The 16,527-nt window shown below is 72.1% G+C and carries 18 protein-coding genes and 3 pseudogenes; 13 read left to right on the plus strand and 8 right to left on the minus strand.

Annotated elements, in window-relative coordinates; translation table 11 throughout:
- Window positions 1–59: 59 nt before the first annotated feature.
- Window positions 60–1,451, minus strand: coding sequence for an FAD-dependent oxidoreductase (locus ACH4SE_RS18515; RefSeq protein ID WP_398544463.1), 1,392 nt, complete (start codon window positions 1,449–1,451; stop codon window positions 60–62).
- Window positions 1,452–1,556: 105 nt separating this feature from the next.
- Between ACH4SE_RS18515 and ACH4SE_RS18520 the strand changes: the two genes are divergently transcribed.
- Window positions 1,557–1,922, plus strand: a complete 366-nt coding sequence (locus tag ACH4SE_RS18520; protein ID WP_398544464.1) for an ArsR/SmtB family transcription factor — start codon at window positions 1,557–1,559, stop codon at window positions 1,920–1,922.
- Window positions 1,923–1,961: 39 nt separating this feature from the next.
- On the opposite strand, the gene ACH4SE_RS18525 is transcribed toward ACH4SE_RS18520, so the two are convergent.
- Genes ACH4SE_RS18525 through ACH4SE_RS18535 form a run of 3 tightly spaced genes read right to left on the minus strand, consistent with a single transcriptional unit; the run spans window position 1,962 to window position 3,558 of the window.
- On the minus strand, window positions 1,962–2,135 hold the full coding sequence (locus tag ACH4SE_RS18525; RefSeq protein ID WP_398544465.1) for an NAD(P)-binding protein: 174 nt from the start codon (window positions 2,133–2,135) through the stop codon (window positions 1,962–1,964).
- Complete coding sequence (gene arsB, locus ACH4SE_RS18530) at window positions 2,132–3,253, minus strand: ACR3 family arsenite efflux transporter (protein WP_398544466.1); 1,122 nt, start codon at window positions 3,251–3,253, stop codon at window positions 2,132–2,134. The genes ACH4SE_RS18525 and arsB overlap by 4 nt, the downstream gene beginning before the upstream one ends.
- The gene (locus tag ACH4SE_RS18535) at window positions 3,250–3,558 is read right to left on the minus strand and encodes an ArsR/SmtB family transcription factor (RefSeq protein ID WP_398544467.1); all 309 of its coding nucleotides are present in this window, start codon (window positions 3,556–3,558) and stop codon (window positions 3,250–3,252) included. Before ACH4SE_RS18535 ends, arsB begins: the two co-directional genes overlap by 4 nt.
- Before the next feature lie 91 nt (window positions 3,559–3,649).
- Between ACH4SE_RS18535 and ACH4SE_RS18540 the strand changes: the two genes are divergently transcribed.
- Entirely contained in the window at window positions 3,650–4,075 is a 426-nt protein-coding gene (locus tag ACH4SE_RS18540; RefSeq protein WP_398544468.1) for an arsenate reductase ArsC, read from the plus strand.
- 233 nt (window positions 4,076–4,308) lie between these two features.
- On the opposite strand, the gene ACH4SE_RS18545 is transcribed toward ACH4SE_RS18540, so the two are convergent.
- Complete coding sequence (locus ACH4SE_RS18545) at window positions 4,309–4,821, minus strand: barstar family protein (RefSeq protein WP_398544469.1); 513 nt, start codon at window positions 4,819–4,821, stop codon at window positions 4,309–4,311.
- A gap of 23 nt (window positions 4,822–4,844) precedes the next feature.
- Entirely contained in the window at window positions 4,845–5,333 is a 489-nt protein-coding gene (locus ACH4SE_RS18550) for a MarR family winged helix-turn-helix transcriptional regulator (protein ID WP_398544470.1), read from the minus strand.
- A gap of 87 nt (window positions 5,334–5,420) precedes the next feature.
- Here ACH4SE_RS18550 and ACH4SE_RS18555 point away from each other — a divergent pair, with 87 nt between their 5' ends.
- The 8 genes and pseudogenes from ACH4SE_RS18555 (at window position 5,421) to ACH4SE_RS18590 (ending at window position 11,496) form a co-directional block, all read left to right on the plus strand.
- Window positions 5,421–6,008 carry an NADPH-dependent FMN reductase gene (locus tag ACH4SE_RS18555; RefSeq protein WP_398544471.1) on the plus strand — a complete coding sequence of 196 codons (588 nt, stop codon included), beginning with the start codon at window positions 5,421–5,423 and terminating at the stop codon, window positions 6,006–6,008.
- 22 nt (window positions 6,009–6,030) lie between these two features.
- A pseudogene (locus tag ACH4SE_RS18560) lies at window positions 6,031–6,288 on the plus strand (transposase); the annotation flags it as partial.
- 530 nt (window positions 6,289–6,818) lie between these two features.
- A pseudogene (locus ACH4SE_RS18565) lies at window positions 6,819–6,960 on the plus strand (IS5/IS1182 family transposase); the annotation flags it as partial.
- 174 nt (window positions 6,961–7,134) lie between these two features.
- Window positions 7,135–8,967: a cholesterol oxidase substrate-binding domain-containing protein gene (locus ACH4SE_RS18570; protein ID WP_398544472.1), complete on the plus strand. Its 1,833-nt coding sequence runs from the start codon at window positions 7,135–7,137 to the stop codon at window positions 8,965–8,967.
- 150 nt (window positions 8,968–9,117) lie between these two features.
- Window positions 9,118–9,420: pseudogene (locus tag ACH4SE_RS18575) on the plus strand (hypothetical protein); the annotation flags it as partial.
- A 177-nt stretch (window positions 9,421–9,597) separates the two neighbouring features.
- Entirely contained in the window at window positions 9,598–10,125 is a 528-nt protein-coding gene (locus ACH4SE_RS18580; protein ID WP_398544473.1) for a hypothetical protein, read from the plus strand.
- A gap of 151 nt (window positions 10,126–10,276) precedes the next feature.
- On the plus strand, window positions 10,277–10,837 hold the full coding sequence (locus ACH4SE_RS18585; protein ID WP_398544474.1) for a SigE family RNA polymerase sigma factor: 561 nt from the start codon (window positions 10,277–10,279) through the stop codon (window positions 10,835–10,837).
- Window positions 10,834–11,496 carry a hypothetical protein gene (locus ACH4SE_RS18590; RefSeq protein WP_398544475.1) on the plus strand — a complete coding sequence of 221 codons (663 nt, stop codon included), beginning with the start codon at window positions 10,834–10,836 and terminating at the stop codon, window positions 11,494–11,496. Before ACH4SE_RS18585 ends, ACH4SE_RS18590 begins: the two co-directional genes overlap by 4 nt.
- Window positions 11,497–11,857: 361 nt before the next feature.
- Here ACH4SE_RS18590 and ACH4SE_RS18595 read toward each other — a convergent pair whose 3' ends face one another.
- Window positions 11,858–13,705 carry an IPT/TIG domain-containing protein gene (locus ACH4SE_RS18595; RefSeq protein ID WP_398544476.1) on the minus strand — a complete coding sequence of 616 codons (1,848 nt, stop codon included), beginning with the start codon at window positions 13,703–13,705 and terminating at the stop codon, window positions 11,858–11,860.
- A 705-nt stretch (window positions 13,706–14,410) separates the two neighbouring features.
- Between ACH4SE_RS18595 and ACH4SE_RS18600 the strand changes: the two genes are divergently transcribed.
- From ACH4SE_RS18600 to ACH4SE_RS18610, 3 genes are all read left to right on the plus strand, one after another.
- Window positions 14,411–14,722, plus strand: a complete 312-nt coding sequence (locus tag ACH4SE_RS18600) for a DUF6221 family protein (protein WP_398544477.1) — start codon at window positions 14,411–14,413, stop codon at window positions 14,720–14,722.
- Between the two features lie 325 nt (window positions 14,723–15,047).
- Window positions 15,048–15,347, plus strand: a complete 300-nt coding sequence (locus tag ACH4SE_RS18605; protein ID WP_398544478.1) for a hypothetical protein — start codon at window positions 15,048–15,050, stop codon at window positions 15,345–15,347.
- 426 nt (window positions 15,348–15,773) lie between these two features.
- On the plus strand, window positions 15,774–15,989 hold the full coding sequence (locus tag ACH4SE_RS18610; protein ID WP_398544479.1) for a hypothetical protein: 216 nt from the start codon (window positions 15,774–15,776) through the stop codon (window positions 15,987–15,989).
- A gap of 148 nt (window positions 15,990–16,137) precedes the next feature.
- Here ACH4SE_RS18610 and ACH4SE_RS18615 read toward each other — a convergent pair whose 3' ends face one another.
- Window positions 16,138–16,410 (minus strand): metal-sensitive transcriptional regulator, encoded by a 273-nt coding sequence (locus ACH4SE_RS18615; protein WP_398544480.1) that lies wholly within the window; start codon window positions 16,408–16,410, stop codon window positions 16,138–16,140.
- Window positions 16,411–16,527: the final 117 nt, after the last annotated feature.

Raw genomic sequence — 16,527 nt, forward strand, 5'->3', positions numbered from 1 at the left:
CGCGACCAGTCCCCGGTACTGGTCGCGGCCCCGGTGGTGCGGGTGTCGGACGCGGGCGGTCAGCTGCAGCAGCCGCCGGACGGCTGGTCGGCGTCGCCGATCTGCAGGGCCGCGGCTGAGCCGACGCCGATCTGCACGAGCTGCGGGACGGGTGTGCAGCAGCCGCCGCCGGTCTGGGCGTTGGGGTCGTCGAACAGGCCGGAGCCGCCGCACACCCCGGTTTCGGGGAGGGTGAGTTCGACGCGGTCGGCGGCTTCGATGTCGCCGGCGAGGGCGGCCGCGACCGAACGGGCCTGCTCGTAGCCGGTCATGGCCAGGAAGGTGGGGGCGCGGCCGTAGGACTTCATGCCGACCATGTAGAAGCCGGGTTCGGGGTGGGCGAGTTCGCGGTGGCCGTGAGGCCGGACGCTGCCGCAGGAGTGCTGGTTGGGGTCGATCTCCTCGGCGAGGGCGGGCGGGGCCTGGAGGCGTTCGTCCAGAGTCAGGCGGATCTCGGACAGGAACGACAGGTCGGGGCGCAGGCCCGTCAGGACGATCACTTCGTCGACCGGGTCCAAGCGGGTGCCGTCGTCGCCGACCAGGACCAGTCCTCCCGCGTCCCCGGGCTCGATCGCGGCGGTGCGGAAGCCGGTGACGGCGTCGGCGTGGCCGTTGTCGACGGCGGCCTTGGCGGCCAGGCCCAGTGCGCCGCGGGCGGGGAGCTGGTCGGCGGTGCCGCCGCCGAAGGTGGAGCCGGAGATACCGCGGCGCAGCACCCACAGCGCGTGCGTGCCCTCGGCGTCCTCGGCCAGTTCGTCCAGTGCCGCCAGCGCGGTGAACGCGGAGGCGCCGGAGCCGATGACGGCGGTGCGCCTGCCCGCGTAGCGGGCGCGGACGGCGGGGTCGGCCAGGTCGGGGACGCGGTAGGAGATGCGGTCGGCCGCCGCGCGCTCGCCCAGGGCCGGCAGGCCGTTGCTGCCTGCGGGTGAGGGCAGGGTCCAGGTGCCGGAGGCGTCGATCACGGCGCGGGCGAGGACGCGCTGCTCCCGGCCGTCGGGGGTGGTGTAGTCGACGGTGAAGGGCTGCTCCGCGCGGTCGGCGTCGACGATCCGGTCGCGGCCGACGCGGGAGACCCCGGTGACGGTCGCGCCGTAGCGCACGGTCTCGCCCAGGACGTCGGCGAGCGGCTGCAGGTACTGCTCGGCCCAGTGCGCGCCGGTGGGGTAGGCCGAGGCGTCGGGCCTGACCCAGCCGGTGGGGGCCAGCAGCTTCTCGGCGGCGGGGTCGGTCAGCTCGGCCCAGGTGGAGAACAGCCGCACGTGCCCCCACTGGCGCACCGCGTCGGCGGCGGCCGGCCCACGCTCCAGTACCAGCACGGCGAGGCCTTCTGTGGTCAGGTGGGCGGCTGCGGCGAGGCCGGCCGGCCCGGCGCCGATGACGACGACCGGCAGGTCCGAGGTGGTGGTGGTCATGGCAGATCCGTCCTCCGGGGTACGCGGCCCTTACAGACCGCTACTTCGATCGCTGTCGATGTGATCGAGCTTGCCACTCGCATCGACGAGTGTCAACATAGACGTATGTCGAAGTCAGAGGTTGTGGAACTGCCCGTCCTGGACGCCGGGGCCGTGGTGCCGTGCTGCCCGCCGATCACGTCGGCCGAGCTGTCACAGGCCGACGCGGAGAAGATGGCCGCCATGTTCAAGGCGCTGTCCGACCCGGTGCGCCTGCGGCTGTTCTCCCGTGTCGCCTCGCACGCGGGCGGGGAGGCGTGCGTGTGCGACATCGCCGACGTCGGCGTGTCCCAGCCCACGGTCTCCCACCACCTGAAGAAGCTGCGGGAGGCCGGTCTGCTGACCTCGCAGCGGCGCGGGACGTGGGTGTACTACAAGGTCGCTCCCTCCGTGGTCGCGGCGATGTCCGCGATGCTCGATCTGCGCGACTGACGCCGCTGGGGGCGGCATGGGCCGAACGGGCGGGGACGATCACCGAGCCGGGAGGAACGGGCGCGGCGAGTCCCGGGTGTGCTGCCAGGTCCCGCCCGCGGCGGCCTCGGCGTCGAGGATGACGGACTCGATGCCGAGGCGGCGCAGGTGATGGCCGGCGGCGAATCCGGACCGGCCGCCACCGATCACCGGCGCGTACCCGGGGCGGGTCACGGGGCGGCCGTCACCGCGTTCACGGCGAACTTCCGCCTCCAGGCGAGCGCGACGTGGACCAGGCCGATCAGGACAGGCACCTCGATGAGCGGTCCGACCACGCCGGACAGCGCCTGGCCGGAGGTGACGCCGAAGGTGGCGACGGCGACCGCGATGGCCAGCTCGAAGTTGTTGCCCGCCGCAGTGAACGCCAGCGTCGCGGTGCGGTCGTAGGGCAGGCCGAGGCCTTTGCCGAGCGCGAACGTTCCGAAGAACATGATCGCGAAGTAGGCGAGCAGCGGCAGCGCGATGCGGGCGACATCACCGGGCTGGTGGGTGATCGTCTTCCCCTGCAGGGCGAAGAGGACGACGATGGTGAACAGCAGTCCGTACAGCGCGAACGGCCCGATCCTCGGCAGGAACTTCGCCTCGTAGTTCTCGCGGCCCCTCTTCTGCTCGCCGATGCGGCGGGTCAGGAACCCGGCCAGCAGCGGCACACCGAGGAACACCACGACGTTCAGTGCGATCTTCCACACCGGCACGTTCAGGCCCTGGCCGTCGCCGAGCCCGAGCCACTTGGGCAGGCCGTCGAGGTAGAGCCAGCCCAGCAGACTGAACGCGACGACCTGGAAGACGGAGTTCAGCGCGACCAGCACGGCAGCCGCCTCGCGGTCGCCGCAGGCCAGGTCGTTCCAGATCATGACCATGGCGATGCAGCGGGCCAGTCCGACGATGATCAGCCCGGTGCGGTAGGCGGGCAGGTCCGGCAGGAAGACCCACGCCAGCGCGAACATCACCGCCGGCCCGACAACCCAGTTGATGAGCAGCGAGGACACCATCAGCCTGCGGTCGCCGGTGACGCGGTCGAGGCGGTCGTAGCGGACCTTGGCCAGCACCGGGTACATCATGACCAGCAGGCCGACCGCGATCGGCAACGAGACCCCGCCGATCTCGACCTTGGCCAGGGCGCTGTTCAGGCCGGGGATCGCCCGGCCCAGTCCGATCCCGGTGCCCATGGCGATCAGGATCCACACCGCCAGGTAGCGGTCCAGGGTGGAGAGCTTCTTCGCCACGGAGGCCTCCCCGGCCGTGGCCGAAGGCGCGTCGGTGGAGGCGGTGGCGGGTTCGGCGGAGGTCACGGGCAGGCCCTCTTGTTCTGCCCGGCGGCGACAGCGGAGGCGGCGAGCTGCGCGAACTGCTCGGACAGGCCGGCCAGGACCTCGGGCTTGAGCTTGTAGTAGGTGAACCTGCCGCAGGGCTCGGTCTCCACCAGGCCGGCCTCGCGCAGGACCTTCATGTGGTTGGAGAGGTTGGTCTGCTTGGCCCCGGTCTCCTCGACCAGGTGCGTGGTGCACAGCGTCTCGCGGGCCAGGAGGGTCACGATCTGCAGGCGGAGCGGATCGCCCAGCACCCGGATCACATCAGGATCGACTGAAGTCAGCATGCGCTGATACTGTCACATCAGCGCCTGCTGATACCAGCGGGTACTGATGCCGTTGGCGGTCGGTGCCGCCCACGAGACGAGAGAGCAGCCCATGCCCGAGACATCCGGCGGCAAGCCGTCCGTCCTGTTCGTCTGCGTCCACAACGCCGGCCGCTCCCAGATGGCCGCCGCCTGGCTCGCCCACCTCGCGGGCGACCGCGTCGAGGTCCGCTCCGCCGGCTCCGCCCCGGGCACGGAGGTCAACCCGGCCGCGGTGGAAGCCATGGCCGAGGTCGGCATCGACATCTCCGCCGAGGTCCCCAAGGTCCTCACCACGGACGCGGTCCGCGAGTCGGACGTGTGCATCACCATGGGCTGCGGCGACACCTGCCCCGTCTTCCCCGGCAAGCGCTACCTCGACTGGAGCCTGGACGACCCGGCCGGGCAGGGTGTCGAGGCCGTCCGCCCCATCCGTGACGAGATCAGGGCACTGGTCGAGGGCCTGATCGAGGAGATCGCACCGGAGGCGAAGGCGTGAGCACCGGCCGGCTGCCGGCGGTGCGGGACGTGTGAGCGCACCGGTCCTGGGTACGCGACCTGTTGGCCCCGCAGGGGGCCGAGTCCCCTCGGGGACCGGCGGCACAGCCGCCCGGAAGCGCCCGACCGTCCATCCCCCCCCGGGCGGTCGGGCGCCACCTTCGGGACAGCGCGAGCGGGCCCCCGGCCGGCTCGTGGCCCGCTCCGAACACCGGCGCGTCGACGGACGAGGCATCAGCCCGCGTACGCAGCCATCGCACCGGATGCCGCCACCGGCCCGCTGCGCCCAGCGGGACATCCGCCGCCACCTCCCGACCGGTACCGGATCCACCGACTCCCCCCCGCGGCACCTCGTTGCTGCCCCAACCGCCCCGAGAACGTCCACCCCGCCCGGGGACGCCGGGTGGACGCCGCGGCAGGCCAGGAAACGACTCCGACGAGACGTTTCCGCTCTCCGTCAAAGATGCCGGCCGGGACACGGCCCTCCCGCCGGTCCCCACTGAAGAGACCGCGATGGTCGACGTGCGCGATCAGAGAGCCGTGGCTGTCGATCACCTCGGAGATGCCCCCGGTCGCGATCGTGTCCGACCACGCGTCCAGGTTCCGGCCGAACCGCTCCGGCGGCCTGCACGGCTCACTTACCGCGTCCCAGAAGCCGTTGAGTGTTTCGACGGGCCGACCACGCAGGTCAACGACCGTCTCGCCGTCTCTCGTCACAGCAGACCAACCAGCCCCGCAACAAGGCACTCACCGGCCACAAGAGACTGGTTCTAGGACGTGCCGTCGCCGGCAGCCTCGCTGCGGCGCGGCTCGAGGCGATCGACGGCCTGCTCACTCCATGTCCGGATGACTGACGCCTGCTCGGGGGTCAGTGAGTCGAGGAAGTGGCGGCGGATGTTGCCGCCGTGCACGAGGACGGCACTCCGGGCGGCGCGGCGGCCCTCGGCGGTCAGCCCGATCCCCGCGCGGCGACCGTCGGCCCCGTACTGGGTGCGTTTGACGAAGCCGCGCTTTTCCATGCGCGTCAGCTGATGTGACACCCGGCTCTTGTCCCAGTCGAGCGACTCGGAGAGCTCGCCCACACGCATCTCGCGGCCGGCGGCCTGCCACAGCGTCACCAGCACGCTGAACTCGGCCTTCGAGATGTCGCAGTCACGCTGGAGACCGCGTTCCAGCTCCCTGGTGAGCAAGCGCTGGGCGCGCATCCAGGTGTCCCAGAACTCCCACTCCTCGGGATCCAGCGATCGAGTGTCCGTCATGTCGCCGAGGATACCGCGACCAGCGGAGTTGTCACTTCAACTCCCGTCGATCTAGAGTTGACACATCAACTCTCCCGAAGGAGGACCATGACACTCCGCATTGCGCTCATCCTCGGAAGCACCCGCCCCGGACGTCGGGGCGACCAGATCGCCGCCTGGGCGCTGGAGGCCGCCCGCGCCCACGGCGGCGCCGACTACGAACTCATCGACCTCGCCGACCACGACCTCGGCAACCTCGACGAGCCGGGCAACCCGAACTTCCAGCAGTACCGGCACGACCACACCCGCGCCTGGGGCGCCCTCATCGACAGCTTCGACGGCTACGTCTTCCTCGTCCCCGAGTACAACCACTCCTATCCCGGAGCCCTCAAGAACGCCCTGGACTACGTCTACCGGGAGTGGAACGACAAGGCCGCCGGGATCATCAGCTACGGCGGCTGGGTCGCCGGGGCCCGGGCCGCCGAAGCGCTGCGGCTCGTCCTCGCCGAACTCCAGGTGGCCACGGTCCGCGCCCAGCCCACCATCTCGACGCACCCCTCCTTCCACACCGGCACCTTCGTCCCTCAGCAGGGCCTCGACACCGCCGTGGGGGGCATGCTCGACCAGGTGATCGCCTGGTCCGGCGCGCTGCGCGGCGTGCGCCAGTCCAAGAGGCGGACGCCCGCGGTTGCATGACCCCCAGTTCATGGCCGATCACATGCCAGGACGCGGTGAACCGACGGACTCCGCAGGGAGGCGCTGAAGCCCCTACCGCCAGCCATCGACGGACCCAGCCGTCGGGGACGCGACCACCAGCAGGTGGTCAACGGTGTGTTGCGGCGGTTGCGAACAGCCGATCCGTGGCGTGACCTGCCGGAACGCCAGGGGCGTGGCAGACGGTTCACGAGCGGTTCGCCGTTGGCGGCGGGACGGTACCGGGGCCCACCTCCTCCAGCAGATACAGGCGCGGGACGACGGTTGCGTCAGTGGCCCTCCTGCGGCGCGCAGGCTCATGGAGTCGGCCGCGCACCCGCGTCCGGTCCAGCTCGCTTCGCGCTCCGGGTTCGTCGAGGATCACGTGGGGGAGCCTCACCCGGAACCGGTCGCGTCGAGGAACGGGAAGAGCACGGTCACATGCGCCGGAACACCGGCGTGGGCCGAGGGGTCAAGCCGGTCACGCCACGCGCGCACCAAAGGCTCCGCCTCCGGAACCCTCACGATCAGACCCGACCGTCCTGCCCGGAATCCTCGCGCGTCGTCATCCGCCATCGCTTCTGTCTATCAGCGGGTCCGACCGGTGGCGACCCGAATTGCCACCGGACGTCCCCCGCGTTTCGTCACCCCGGCACGGCCGCGTCGTCGGTGGACCGTCCCGCTGCCGCTGCCGCTGCCGCTGCCGCTGCCGCTGCCGCTGTTCGGTCGGGGTGGGGGAGTCCTGCCGTGATTGCGGCATCCGCAAGGGGCTTCGTCGAGTGTCGGGGCGTGGCAGCGGGGTTGTGCTGACGTATCGAGGGGACCGTACTGTGGCCGTCAGGCTACCGCAGGCGCTCAGCCCTGACTGTGAGCGTCATCCCGCAACTGCCCGGCCTTGCCCGGACTCGCCGCGGCGCTCTGCTGCCACAAGCGGCTCGTCCGCCTCACCACGTAGGGCATGGCCTTATACAGCAGGAGCGGTCCGGGAGGGCCGGTTCGCAGGGTGACCACTCGATCGCGCGAATCGCCCGCATGCGCGGCTGTGGTGCGCGTTGCCGACGGGTAGCATGCGTGCCCGACCGACCCGGCAGGGCCGGTTCGGCGCGCAAGCCAGGGGAGGGCGGCGGGGATGGCGGACGATCCTTCGGACCAGGACGGCGCCCTGTCGCGGCGCAGGCTGCTCGCGTCGTCGGCCGCCGCGGGCGGCGCGGTCTGGCTGCTGCGCGGGCTGGTCCGTCCGGGCAGCGCCCACGCGGCCCCCGGAGCGCCGCCCGGTCTGCCGGCAGGGCTCGACGTCTACCAGCGCGCCTACGAGAACTGGGCCGGCGAGATTCGAACCGACGAGCTGTGGACGTGCGCACCGCGCACTCCCCAGGAGGTCCTCGACGTCGTCAACTGGGCGTACGGCGCCGGGTGGACCGTCCGCGCGCAGGGCAGGCGGCACGGCTGGGCGCCGCTCACGGTGGCCGACGGCACGCCCGCCGCGACCCGGGTCATCCTGCTGGACACCACCGCGTACCTGACCGCGATGACAGTGGACGGGCAGGCGGCGGACGGCTCCGCCACCGTCCGCGTCCAGACGGGCGCCTCGCTGGAATCGCTGCTCGCGTTCGCCGGCGCCGGCGGCTACGGGGTCACCGCCGCGCCGGCACCCGGCGACCTCTCGGTCGGCGGCGCACTCGCGGTCGGCGCACACGGCACCGCCGTGCCCGCCGTCGGAGAGACCCCGTCACCGGGCCACGGCTACGGGTCGCTGAGCAACCTGGTCACCGAGCTGACCGCGGTCGTGTGGGACGGCGGTGCCGGCCGCTACGTCCTGCGGACCGTCGGCCGTGCCGAGCCGGACTGCGACGCGCTCCTCACCCACCTCGGCCGTTCGCTCGTCACCGAGGCCGTCCTGCGGGTGGGGGCCGACGTCAACCTGCGCTGCCGGTCCTACCTGGACGTCCCCGCTGCCGAACTGTTCGCCGCCCCCGGTGCTCCGGCCGGCACGCGGACCCTGGCCGGATTCGTGGACGGCACCGGCCGGGCAGAGGCGATCTGGTTCGCCTTCACCGACAAGCCCTGGCTGAAGACCTGGGCCGTCACCCCGGACAGACCGCTCGCCGCCCGCGCCGTCTCCGGGCCGTACAACTACCCCTTTTCCGACTCGCTCCCCGAACCGGTGGCGCGGCTCGCCGGGGACCTGGTCTCCGGGGCCTGGGCGAGCGCGCCGCTCTTCGGGCAGGTCCAGTACCTGCTCGCCAAGGTCGCGCTGACCGGCGACATCACCGATGTCCTGCTCTCGGGAACGCTCGTGCAGGACGTGCTGACCGGGGACGTGCTCACCCACCTGCTGCTGGACGGGCTGCGCTCGGACCTGTGGGGTGCCTCCCGCAACCTGCTGGAGTACGTGCGGCCCACCACCTTGCGCGAGACCGCAAACGGCTACGCCGTCCTGGTGCGCCGTGCCGATCTGCAGTGGGTGGTCAGCCGGTTCGCCGACTTCTACCGCACGCTCCTCGCGCAGTACGCGGCCCGCAGCGAATACCCGGTCAACGGCCAGGTGGAAATCCGGGTGACCGGCCTGGAGGATCCGTCCGTGTGCGGCGTCCCCGGCGCGAGGCCCCCGCTGCTGTCCGCCCTGCGGCCGCGCCCTGACCGTCCGGACGTCGACACCGCCGTGTGGATCGACATCCTCTCCCTGCCGGCGACACCCGCCCTGCCCCGCTTCTACCGTGACGTCGAGCAGTTCCTGCTGGGCCTGGACGGGGAACGGGCGACTGTCCGTGTGGAGTGGTCCAAGGGCTGGGCCTACACCGATACGGCCGCCTGGTCGGACCAGGACGTTCTCACCGGCGCCATCCCCGACTCGCACCGCGCGGGCGGCGGTCCGGGGTGGGACGAGGCGGTCGCGGTCCTCGGCAGGCTCGACCCGCACCACGTGCTGTCCTCCCCTTTCCTCGACGCACTCCTGAGCTGACGGCCGGACCGAGTGGCCGGGCCGGGGGACAGGGCAGGCCACCCCGCCCGTCCTGGGCGAATCCGATGGCGCCGTTGCTGATGTGTTCGTTTCTCCCGCGTTGGCTGAAGACGCGGCTGTCGTCGTCGTGCTGGTAGGCGTTCCTCGTGGACCCGTTCTCCGAATGGTCAGATCGCATCGACCGCGGAGGAGCCGTACCACTCGCAAAAACACAACAAGCGCGGCAGGCACGTGCAGGTCATCGCCCGGCCGGACGGCACCCCGCTCCGGTTCTCCCACGCGACGCCGGGCCGCACCCACCTCGCCACCGCGGCCCGCGCTCCCTGGCGGCCACTACGGCGCGCCTGGTGCTCCACCCGCCCTACCGGGACCGTCCAGGCCGTCAACACGCAGCTGGCCTGGAGCTGTTCAAGAGTGACGGTGGCTCACCGAGGTTGGCCACGTGCGCTCTGACCGGGTGACGTCGACGCCGGCTCCGCGAGGGGTGTGACGGGCGCCACACGCGGTCACGTGCTCGGGGAGCAGCGTTCTGCGCCCCGGAGTCCGTCTGGAGGGTGGACGGGACGCAAGGGCCTGTCTGCTCCGGTCCCGGTGGCCGGAGGCCGGTGCTGTTTGATCCACAGGAGTGAAATGATGGCTTCCCACGGTTCGCGCAGGCGCAGGCGCGGCTGGCTGGCCGCTGTCGCGAGCGCCGCGACTCTCGCGACGGGCACGGGGGTGGCGGTTGCCGCGACCGGGAGTGCGGCGCCGGTGAATGCCGCGCCGGCCGCTGCTGCCACCGCCAAGCCCGCGCCCGAGGCCCTCACCGTGCAGGTGGTGTCGCCGGGGCAGAAGATCTCCGTCGGCGGCGGCAGCGTGTGGCTGACGTCGAAGGGCCTGGCCCTCGCCCCGAAGGACCTGGGCTCCGCCAGTCCGACCGTCGTCCCGGTGGCGGGCGTTCTGCCCGGCAAGGTGTCCACGGTGGCCAGCGGCAGCTCCTCCGGCGTGGTGTGGGCGGGAGTCTTCCGCCTCCCGGTGACCTCGACGACCTCGGTCACCGTCGGGAGCGTGAAGGCCAAGGTCATCACGCTCGCCGGCAAGCCCGGCTGGGGTGCCTTCTACGCCTTCGACACGAAGGGCACGGCGGACGCGAAGCCGGCGATCCTCATCCACAACTAGTCACGGCTGCCGCTGCCGTCCACGGGGAGACGGCAGCGGCAGACGCGTGCACCGCTTCTTGCCGCCCCTCTCCTCAGCACCGAGGTCCAGCCGTGACGATGACCGCGGGAACACCGCAGGCCGGCCATCCGCCGAGCCCTGGCGAGGTCCGATGAGCAACACCAGTGACGACGAGTTCCACGCCTTCATGACGGGCCGTTGGCCGAGCCTGTTGCGTACGGCGTATCTGCTGACCGGCAGCCACCACGACGCCGAGGACCTGGCGCAGAACGCGCTGGCGCGCGCGTACGTGAAGTGGGACCGCGTCCGGCACAGCGACGACATGGCCGCGTACGTGCGCCAGATCATGGTCCACGTGCACGCCGACCGGTTCCGCAGACGGGCCGTACGTGAGTGGTTCACGCCGCGCCTTCCGGAGACGCCGGTGGCCGACGGGACCGCTGACGTCGATCGCCGCAGCGCGCTCATGGATGCGCTCGGACGGCTGGCGGCCCGGCAGCGGGCCGCGGTGGTGCTCTGCTACTTCGAGGACATGACGCACGCCCAGGTCGCCGCGGCCCTGGGCACCCGCACCAGCACGGTACGGAGCCAGATCACCAGGGGACTGGCGAAACTGCGGGAAGACGGCGTTCTGACCGCTCTGGCCGAACGACCCGCGGCGCCCCCGGCCGGGCGCAGACGTCCCGTCCCGCAGAGAGGAACGATCCGATGAACCAGGACGAGGAGCTGGGCGCCGCACTGAAGCAGGCGGCCGCCGGCCTGCCCGTGGGACCGGCCCCCGTGGACACGGTCGTTCACCTGGGCCGGAGAATGCGCCGTCACCGGGCGGCGCTTTCCACGGTACTGGCCGCCGCCGTGCTCGTCCCCGCCTCCGCCGTCATCGTCCTGTCACTGGGTCCGTCGGGTTCCGGTACGCCCACGGCCCCCGCCGCCTCGGCCTCGGCTGCGTCGCAGGCGCGGGTGGTGGCCTCGGGGGAGAAGATCACGCTGGACCGGTCCCACACCATGCGGCTGACGGGGCAGGGGGTTTTCCTGTCGACCTCCCCGCCTTCCGGCACGTCCGAGGAACCCGCCCTGAAGGCGGCCGAAGTGCCCGAGGGGACGGTCTCCACCCTCTCGTACGGGGACACTTCCGGCAGTCTCTGCGTGGGCATCTACCGTGGCCCCGGCACGGGGGTCACGATCACTGCGACCCTCGGCGGCACAACGCTGGACACGCAGACCGTCACCCTGCCCGGCGCGCCCGGGTGGGTCGCCTTCTTCACCGGCGGCGGCCCGGTAGGAGCCGGGAGCGGGTCAGCCGTCAGCGTCACCGTCCGAGCCGCTGACGGCACGATCCTGACGTCGCAGAGCAAGTCCACCGGCGACTGACCACCCGGAGGGAGGACCGAGCCACCGCACGCGATCTCCGACCACCGTCGTGCTGACGGTGGTCGTCGCGTGGAGTGCGGTGAGGGCAGCGTTCGGGCGGGCCGCGGGCGTCGTCGGCGCTGGTTCCGCTGCAGCAGACGATGCAGGCGTTCGCGGGTGAGCCGCGACGCACCCGCCCACAGGGCTTGGCTCCTTCCGCTCCGGTCCCAACTGCTGGTCAGCGACAGGAGCCTGGATGACCTGGCCGTGCGTGCCGGCCACTCCGAGGGCCGCTTCCCGGAGTTGCTGAGCGGGCGGCACGGGAACGCGCCGGCTGTGCCCGGTGGCCGGGTGCGGGCCCGGCCACCGGGCGTGGGCGGGGTCAGGGGCAGGTGGCCAGGACGATGGAGAGGGCGGTGCAGGTGGTGGTGCTGGTGTCGTTGGCCGGGTTGGGGTCGGCGGGCGCGGAGGCGGTGCGGGTGGCGGTGACCGGGACGGGGCCGAGGGTGAGCAGGCTCAGGGGTACGCGGAAGGATTTCGTGGTGCCGGTGTTGGTGGCGATGGTGCCGTAGGTGCAGACGACGGTGCCGCTCGCGGTGGTGCAGCCTGAGGAGAGGTCGGTGGCGCTCGCGCCGGGCGGCAGGGTCGCGGTGATCGTGGTCGAGGTGGCCGCGGCGGGGCCGTTGTTGCGGGCGGTGAGGGTGTAGGTGAGGTAGGGCACGAGGATGCCCAGGTGCGGCCGGCCGGTGGTGGTGACGGCGATGTCGGCGGTGGGCGCGATGTAGGTGAAGTGGTCGGCGTCGCTGGTCGCGCTGGTGCCGGCGGGGGTGCTGACCTGGACGTCGACGGTGCCTGCGGTGTTCGCCGGGGAGGTGGCGGTGCAGGTGGTGTCGCTCGTGCAGGACACGCTGGTGGCCGCGTGGCCCGGGCCGAAGGTGATGGCGGTGGTGCCGGTCAGGTCGGTGCCGGTGACGGTGACTGCGGTGCCGCCGTCGGTGGGTCCGCTGCCGGGGCTGAGCGCGGTCACGGTGGGCGGGGCGAGGTAGGTGTACTGGCCGGCCGTCGAGGTGGGGCTGGTGCCGGCCGGGGTTATGACCTGGACGTCGACGGTGCCGCCGGCGTGGGCCGGGACCGTCGCGGTGACGGTGAAGGCGTTCACGACGGTGACGTCGGTGGCCGGTGTGCCGCCGAAGAGGACCGAACGGGTGCCGGCCAGGCCGGTGCCGTGGAGCGTGACGGTACCGCCGCCGGAGGGCGGCCCCTGGTCCGGGCTGATTGAGGTCACGGCGACCGGCGCGGGTGTCAGGGCGATGGCGTAGGGGGTGTCGCCGGCCGGGAGGTGGCGGGCGGCGGTGTTGGTGGCGGTGTCGATGACCCCGATGGTGTTGCCGAGCGCCTCCGTGAGGTAGACGCTGCCGCCGAGCGGGTCGGCCGCGATGCCGACGGGACTCGGGCCGACGGGGACCGTGGCGGTGGTGGTGCCGGTGGCGGTGTCGACGACCGCGACGGTGTTGCTGCCGGCGGCGGTGACGTAGACGTGTGCGCCGTCAGGGGCGATGGCGACGCCCTCCGGTCCGCCGATGGAGGGGATGAGGGCGGTGATGGTGTCGGTGGCGGTGCTGATGACCGAGACCGTGTTGCTGTTGTAGTTGGCCGTGTAGACGTGGGCACCGTCCGGGGAGACGGCCACGGCCGCGGGCGTACGGGCGTCGGGGCTGCTGATGGTCGCGGTGACGGTGGCGGTGGCCGTGTCGATGACCGACACGGAGCTGCCGACGAAGTTGGCCACGTACGCCTTGGCACCGTCGGGCGTGAACGCGATCGCGGTGGGCTGGTTACCGACCGCGACGGTGGTCAGGACGGTGTCGGTGGCGGTGCTGATCACATCGACGCCGCCGACGCCGGGGCTGATGAACCGGCCCACGTAGAGCAGGGAGCCGTCCGGCGAGACGGCCACGGCATTCGGGAGCCGGTTGATGTTGATGGTGTCAGCCACCGTGTTGGTGGCGGTGTCGATGACCGACACGGAGTTGGCGGCCTGGCTGGCGACGTAGACACGAGAGGCGTCCGGGGACTCGGCAACCGAGTTCGGAGCCGCGCCGACAGGCACCGTGGCGGTGACCGCTCCGGTGGTGGTGTCGATGACCGACACCGAGTTGCCGCGCAGGTTCGCGACGTAGGCCAGCCGGTCTCCGGTCGCGGCATGCGCCGGTGCGGCAAGTGCGGTCACTCCGGTCAGGGCCAGAGCGGCACAGCACACCGCCGCAGCCCAGGACCGGAAACGGCGTAACGGTATCCGCGACGAAGGCCGGCCTTTGTGTCGAACGCGGGAAGACACCACTGTCTCTCCTTCCGGGCCGCACCACGTCGGCGGGAGCCGGCAGGCGCCCCGGGAACCGGTACTGGTGCGGGTCACACACGACAGGCTCTGCCGCGGGATCCTGACACCCGGCCGAGCCCGTCCTCGCACACCACCGCGCAACCCGGCTGTGGGCCCCGCGGTAGCCGGCGACCCGCACGCCCGAAGGATCGGCTACGGCGAAGCCCTTGGCATGTTCTCAGCAATCTGCTCCGGCACATGCCGGATGGGACGATCTGACCGAATATGACCGAGTGGTAGCTCAATGTGCGTCATCGGTGCCTGCAGGGCTCGGCCTGCCGTCGCCCCCCTCTGCTGCGATCGGCTCGGCCACGGACCCCGACGTGTCCTGGGCAGGGCAGGGCGCGGGCAAGGGGGACGCACAGGCTGTGACCCGGGCCGCCGGCGATGGGCGCCGGCGGGCGGAAGGGAGCCGAGGCGGCAGGCAGGCGCACCCGCGGGTGTGCGGCGGTTGCCGGGCCGAGGCGGGGGCGCGGGACACCGGGTCCTCTCGACGTGCCATGACTGAGACGTGGACGAGACCCACTGTCAGTGGCACAGGGAATCATGCCGGACATGACCGCTGAACTGATCACCTGGCTGCACGAGCAGATCGACGCCGACGAGGCGGCAGCCGCGGGCCGGCCCCCCGAGTCGTGGCTGCCCGAAGGGCTGACCCCCGGCAACCCGCTCGCCGCGCTCTACGCCCCGGCCCGCACAACGGCCATGAAGCGCGACCTTCTCGCCGCCTGGCGCGACCCGCAGCACGCTGATCCCGGGGGCTACGACGAAGCCCTCCGCAGTGACTGGGCGGTACGCGTCCTCGCGCTGACCAGCTACTCCGATCGCCCGGGATACCGAGCAGAGTGGGCCCCTGACGACGAGTAGGCCCCCTCCGCCCGTCCGCTCCGGGTCCTGTCCGCAACCCGTCTCGGAAGCCGACCGTCGAAGCACCGACTCAGACGATGTCCAAGCCGCGCCCCCGATCTCACAGAGCAGTACACCCAGGCCGGGCCGAAGGCCCCGGGGAGGGGAATGGCCTGGCAGCAGGGAGGGCGTGCACCGTCTCGGGCATCGGCCTCACCGACGGCGCCGGTGACGCTGCCGCCTGCGGCACGGTCTTCCACGGACCCGCCCTGGACCTGGTGGCGACGCAGATCCCGGACACGGCGGCGCCAGCGGTGAACTCGACCGCACGGTGTTCCCCGCGGACTTGCTGCCGAATACCGCCCGACTCACCCTCGACGTCACGTCCCTCGTGGGCGTGAACGGGTACAGCGTCACCGTCTACGACCCGCAAGGCGTACCCGTCGGAGGCGAATCCAGCGGCGTCTCGTCCGCGTCGGGCAACCCGCTCGTCCTGAACGTCCCTCTGCGCGCCGCTCTCGCGCCGGGCGTGTACGCGGTCGGCTTCACCCTCACCGACGCCGGCGGCCTGCGCACGCAGTACGGCTACCCCGGCGGCCATGGTCTGCCCGTCCCCGGCGGACCGCTGCTCATCGCCGTCGGCTGAGCCCCGGCCGCGTCGGCCTCGGGGGAGCGGTGACATCCGCTGTTCCCCGCCGGACACCCGGGGGAGAACAGCGGTCCGCGACGCGGCGCAGGAGCCGGACACGGATTCGGCACGGGAAAGCCCGGCCGGCAGGAATCCTGCCCGGCCGGGCGCCCGTCACCTGACGTGGCAGGTGCGACAGTCCGCAGGCGGACGCGAGATCTCCAGCCCTGAGTGCACGGTCGGCCGTGAGCCGTCCATGGAACTGACATGCGGCACCTCACGCGGGAGTCGCACCCTTTCGCGCTGCGGCTCGGCCTGACGGTGCCGGTCAGGGCTCGCGGGCGCAGCCTGCCGGATCGTGGTCCTAGCCGGGGTGGTGACCGTCGTCCGGGCAGTGGCCGTGGTCACCGCCGTCGCCCGCCGGCCGGTTGAAGCCGGTGCCGGGTGCACGAACTGCACCACCTCCACCACACCCCCTTGCTCACGGCCGTCGCGGAGCTCGGCACCGAGGCCCCCCACCTCACCGGCCGACTCATCGGCGGCCTCGTCCAGGCCGCCATGACCGCCGTCGAGCACGGCGCCGATCCCCATGACGTCGCCGACCGCACCCTCGCCCTCATCCACCACGGCATCACCCCGCCCGGGGGCTCGAGCGCGTAGGACGGCAGACGTCCGGTGGCGCGTCTGCACCCCGCCCGTGCTGCCCCGCCCGTAGGGTCACCCGGGCGCCCACGGCTGCCCGAAACCGGACACGGTGCGTGGCGACCGCAAGGGTGCGCTGTGTGCCGCACGATTGCGGTCGCCACGGTCAGGCGAGCGTGAGGAAGAGCTTTTCCAGTTCGGCCTCGGTCATGGGCGGCGCGGTGCCGTCGGCCACGGCCATGCACTGGCGCATACCGCTCGCAACGATCTTGAATCCGGCGCGGTCCAGGGCGCGCGAGACGGCGGCGAGCTGGGTGACGACGTCCTTGCAGTCGCGGCCGGCCTCGATCATGGCGATGACTCCGGACAACTGCCCCTGCGCGCGGCGCAGCCGATTCAGTACCGACTGCATCGACTCTTCATCCACCGCTATCCCCATAACCGCACCTCCTCAGGTAGTTTCGCTTGCAATCATCGTACCCCAGGGGGTATACGGACGGGCTTGTCGTCCCGTCCTGCGCCCGGTCGCCCTGTACCCGGCCAGGCGCGATGTCCG

Source organism: Streptomyces sp. NPDC020983 (assembly GCF_044333485.1).
GTDB lineage: Bacteria > Actinomycetota > Actinomycetes > Streptomycetales > Streptomycetaceae > Actinacidiphila.

Bases quoted from the DNA above. Each gene is read 5' to 3' on its own strand.
- ACH4SE_RS18590 (WP_398544475.1), top strand. From the start codon at position 10,834: ATGAACCAGGACGAGGAGCTGGGCGCCGCACTGAAGCAGGCGGCCGCC.
- ACH4SE_RS18540 (WP_398544468.1), top strand. From the start codon at position 3,650: ATGCCCGAGACATCCGGCGGCAAGCCGTCCGTCCTGTTCGTCTGCGTC.
- ACH4SE_RS18515 (WP_398544463.1), bottom strand. From the start codon at position 1,451: ATGACCACCACCACCTCGGACCTGCCGGTCGTCGTCATCGGCGCCGGG.
- ACH4SE_RS18570 (WP_398544472.1), top strand. From the start codon at position 7,135: ATGGCGGACGATCCTTCGGACCAGGACGGCGCCCTGTCGCGGCGCAGG.
- ACH4SE_RS18600 (WP_398544477.1), top strand. From the start codon at position 14,411: ATGACCGCTGAACTGATCACCTGGCTGCACGAGCAGATCGACGCCGAC.
- ACH4SE_RS18535 (WP_398544467.1), bottom strand. From the start codon at position 3,558: ATGCTGACTTCAGTCGATCCTGATGTGATCCGGGTGCTGGGCGATCCG.
- ACH4SE_RS18580 (WP_398544473.1), top strand. From the start codon at position 9,598: ATGATGGCTTCCCACGGTTCGCGCAGGCGCAGGCGCGGCTGGCTGGCC.
- ACH4SE_RS18615 (WP_398544480.1), bottom strand. From the start codon at position 16,410: ATGGGGATAGCGGTGGATGAAGAGTCGATGCAGTCGGTACTGAATCGG.
- ACH4SE_RS18550 (WP_398544470.1), bottom strand. From the start codon at position 5,333: ATGACGGACACTCGATCGCTGGATCCCGAGGAGTGGGAGTTCTGGGAC.
- ACH4SE_RS18585 (WP_398544474.1), top strand. From the start codon at position 10,277: ATGAGCAACACCAGTGACGACGAGTTCCACGCCTTCATGACGGGCCGT.
- ACH4SE_RS18520 (WP_398544464.1), top strand. From the start codon at position 1,557: ATGTCGAAGTCAGAGGTTGTGGAACTGCCCGTCCTGGACGCCGGGGCC.
- ACH4SE_RS18555 (WP_398544471.1), top strand. From the start codon at position 5,421: ATGACACTCCGCATTGCGCTCATCCTCGGAAGCACCCGCCCCGGACGT.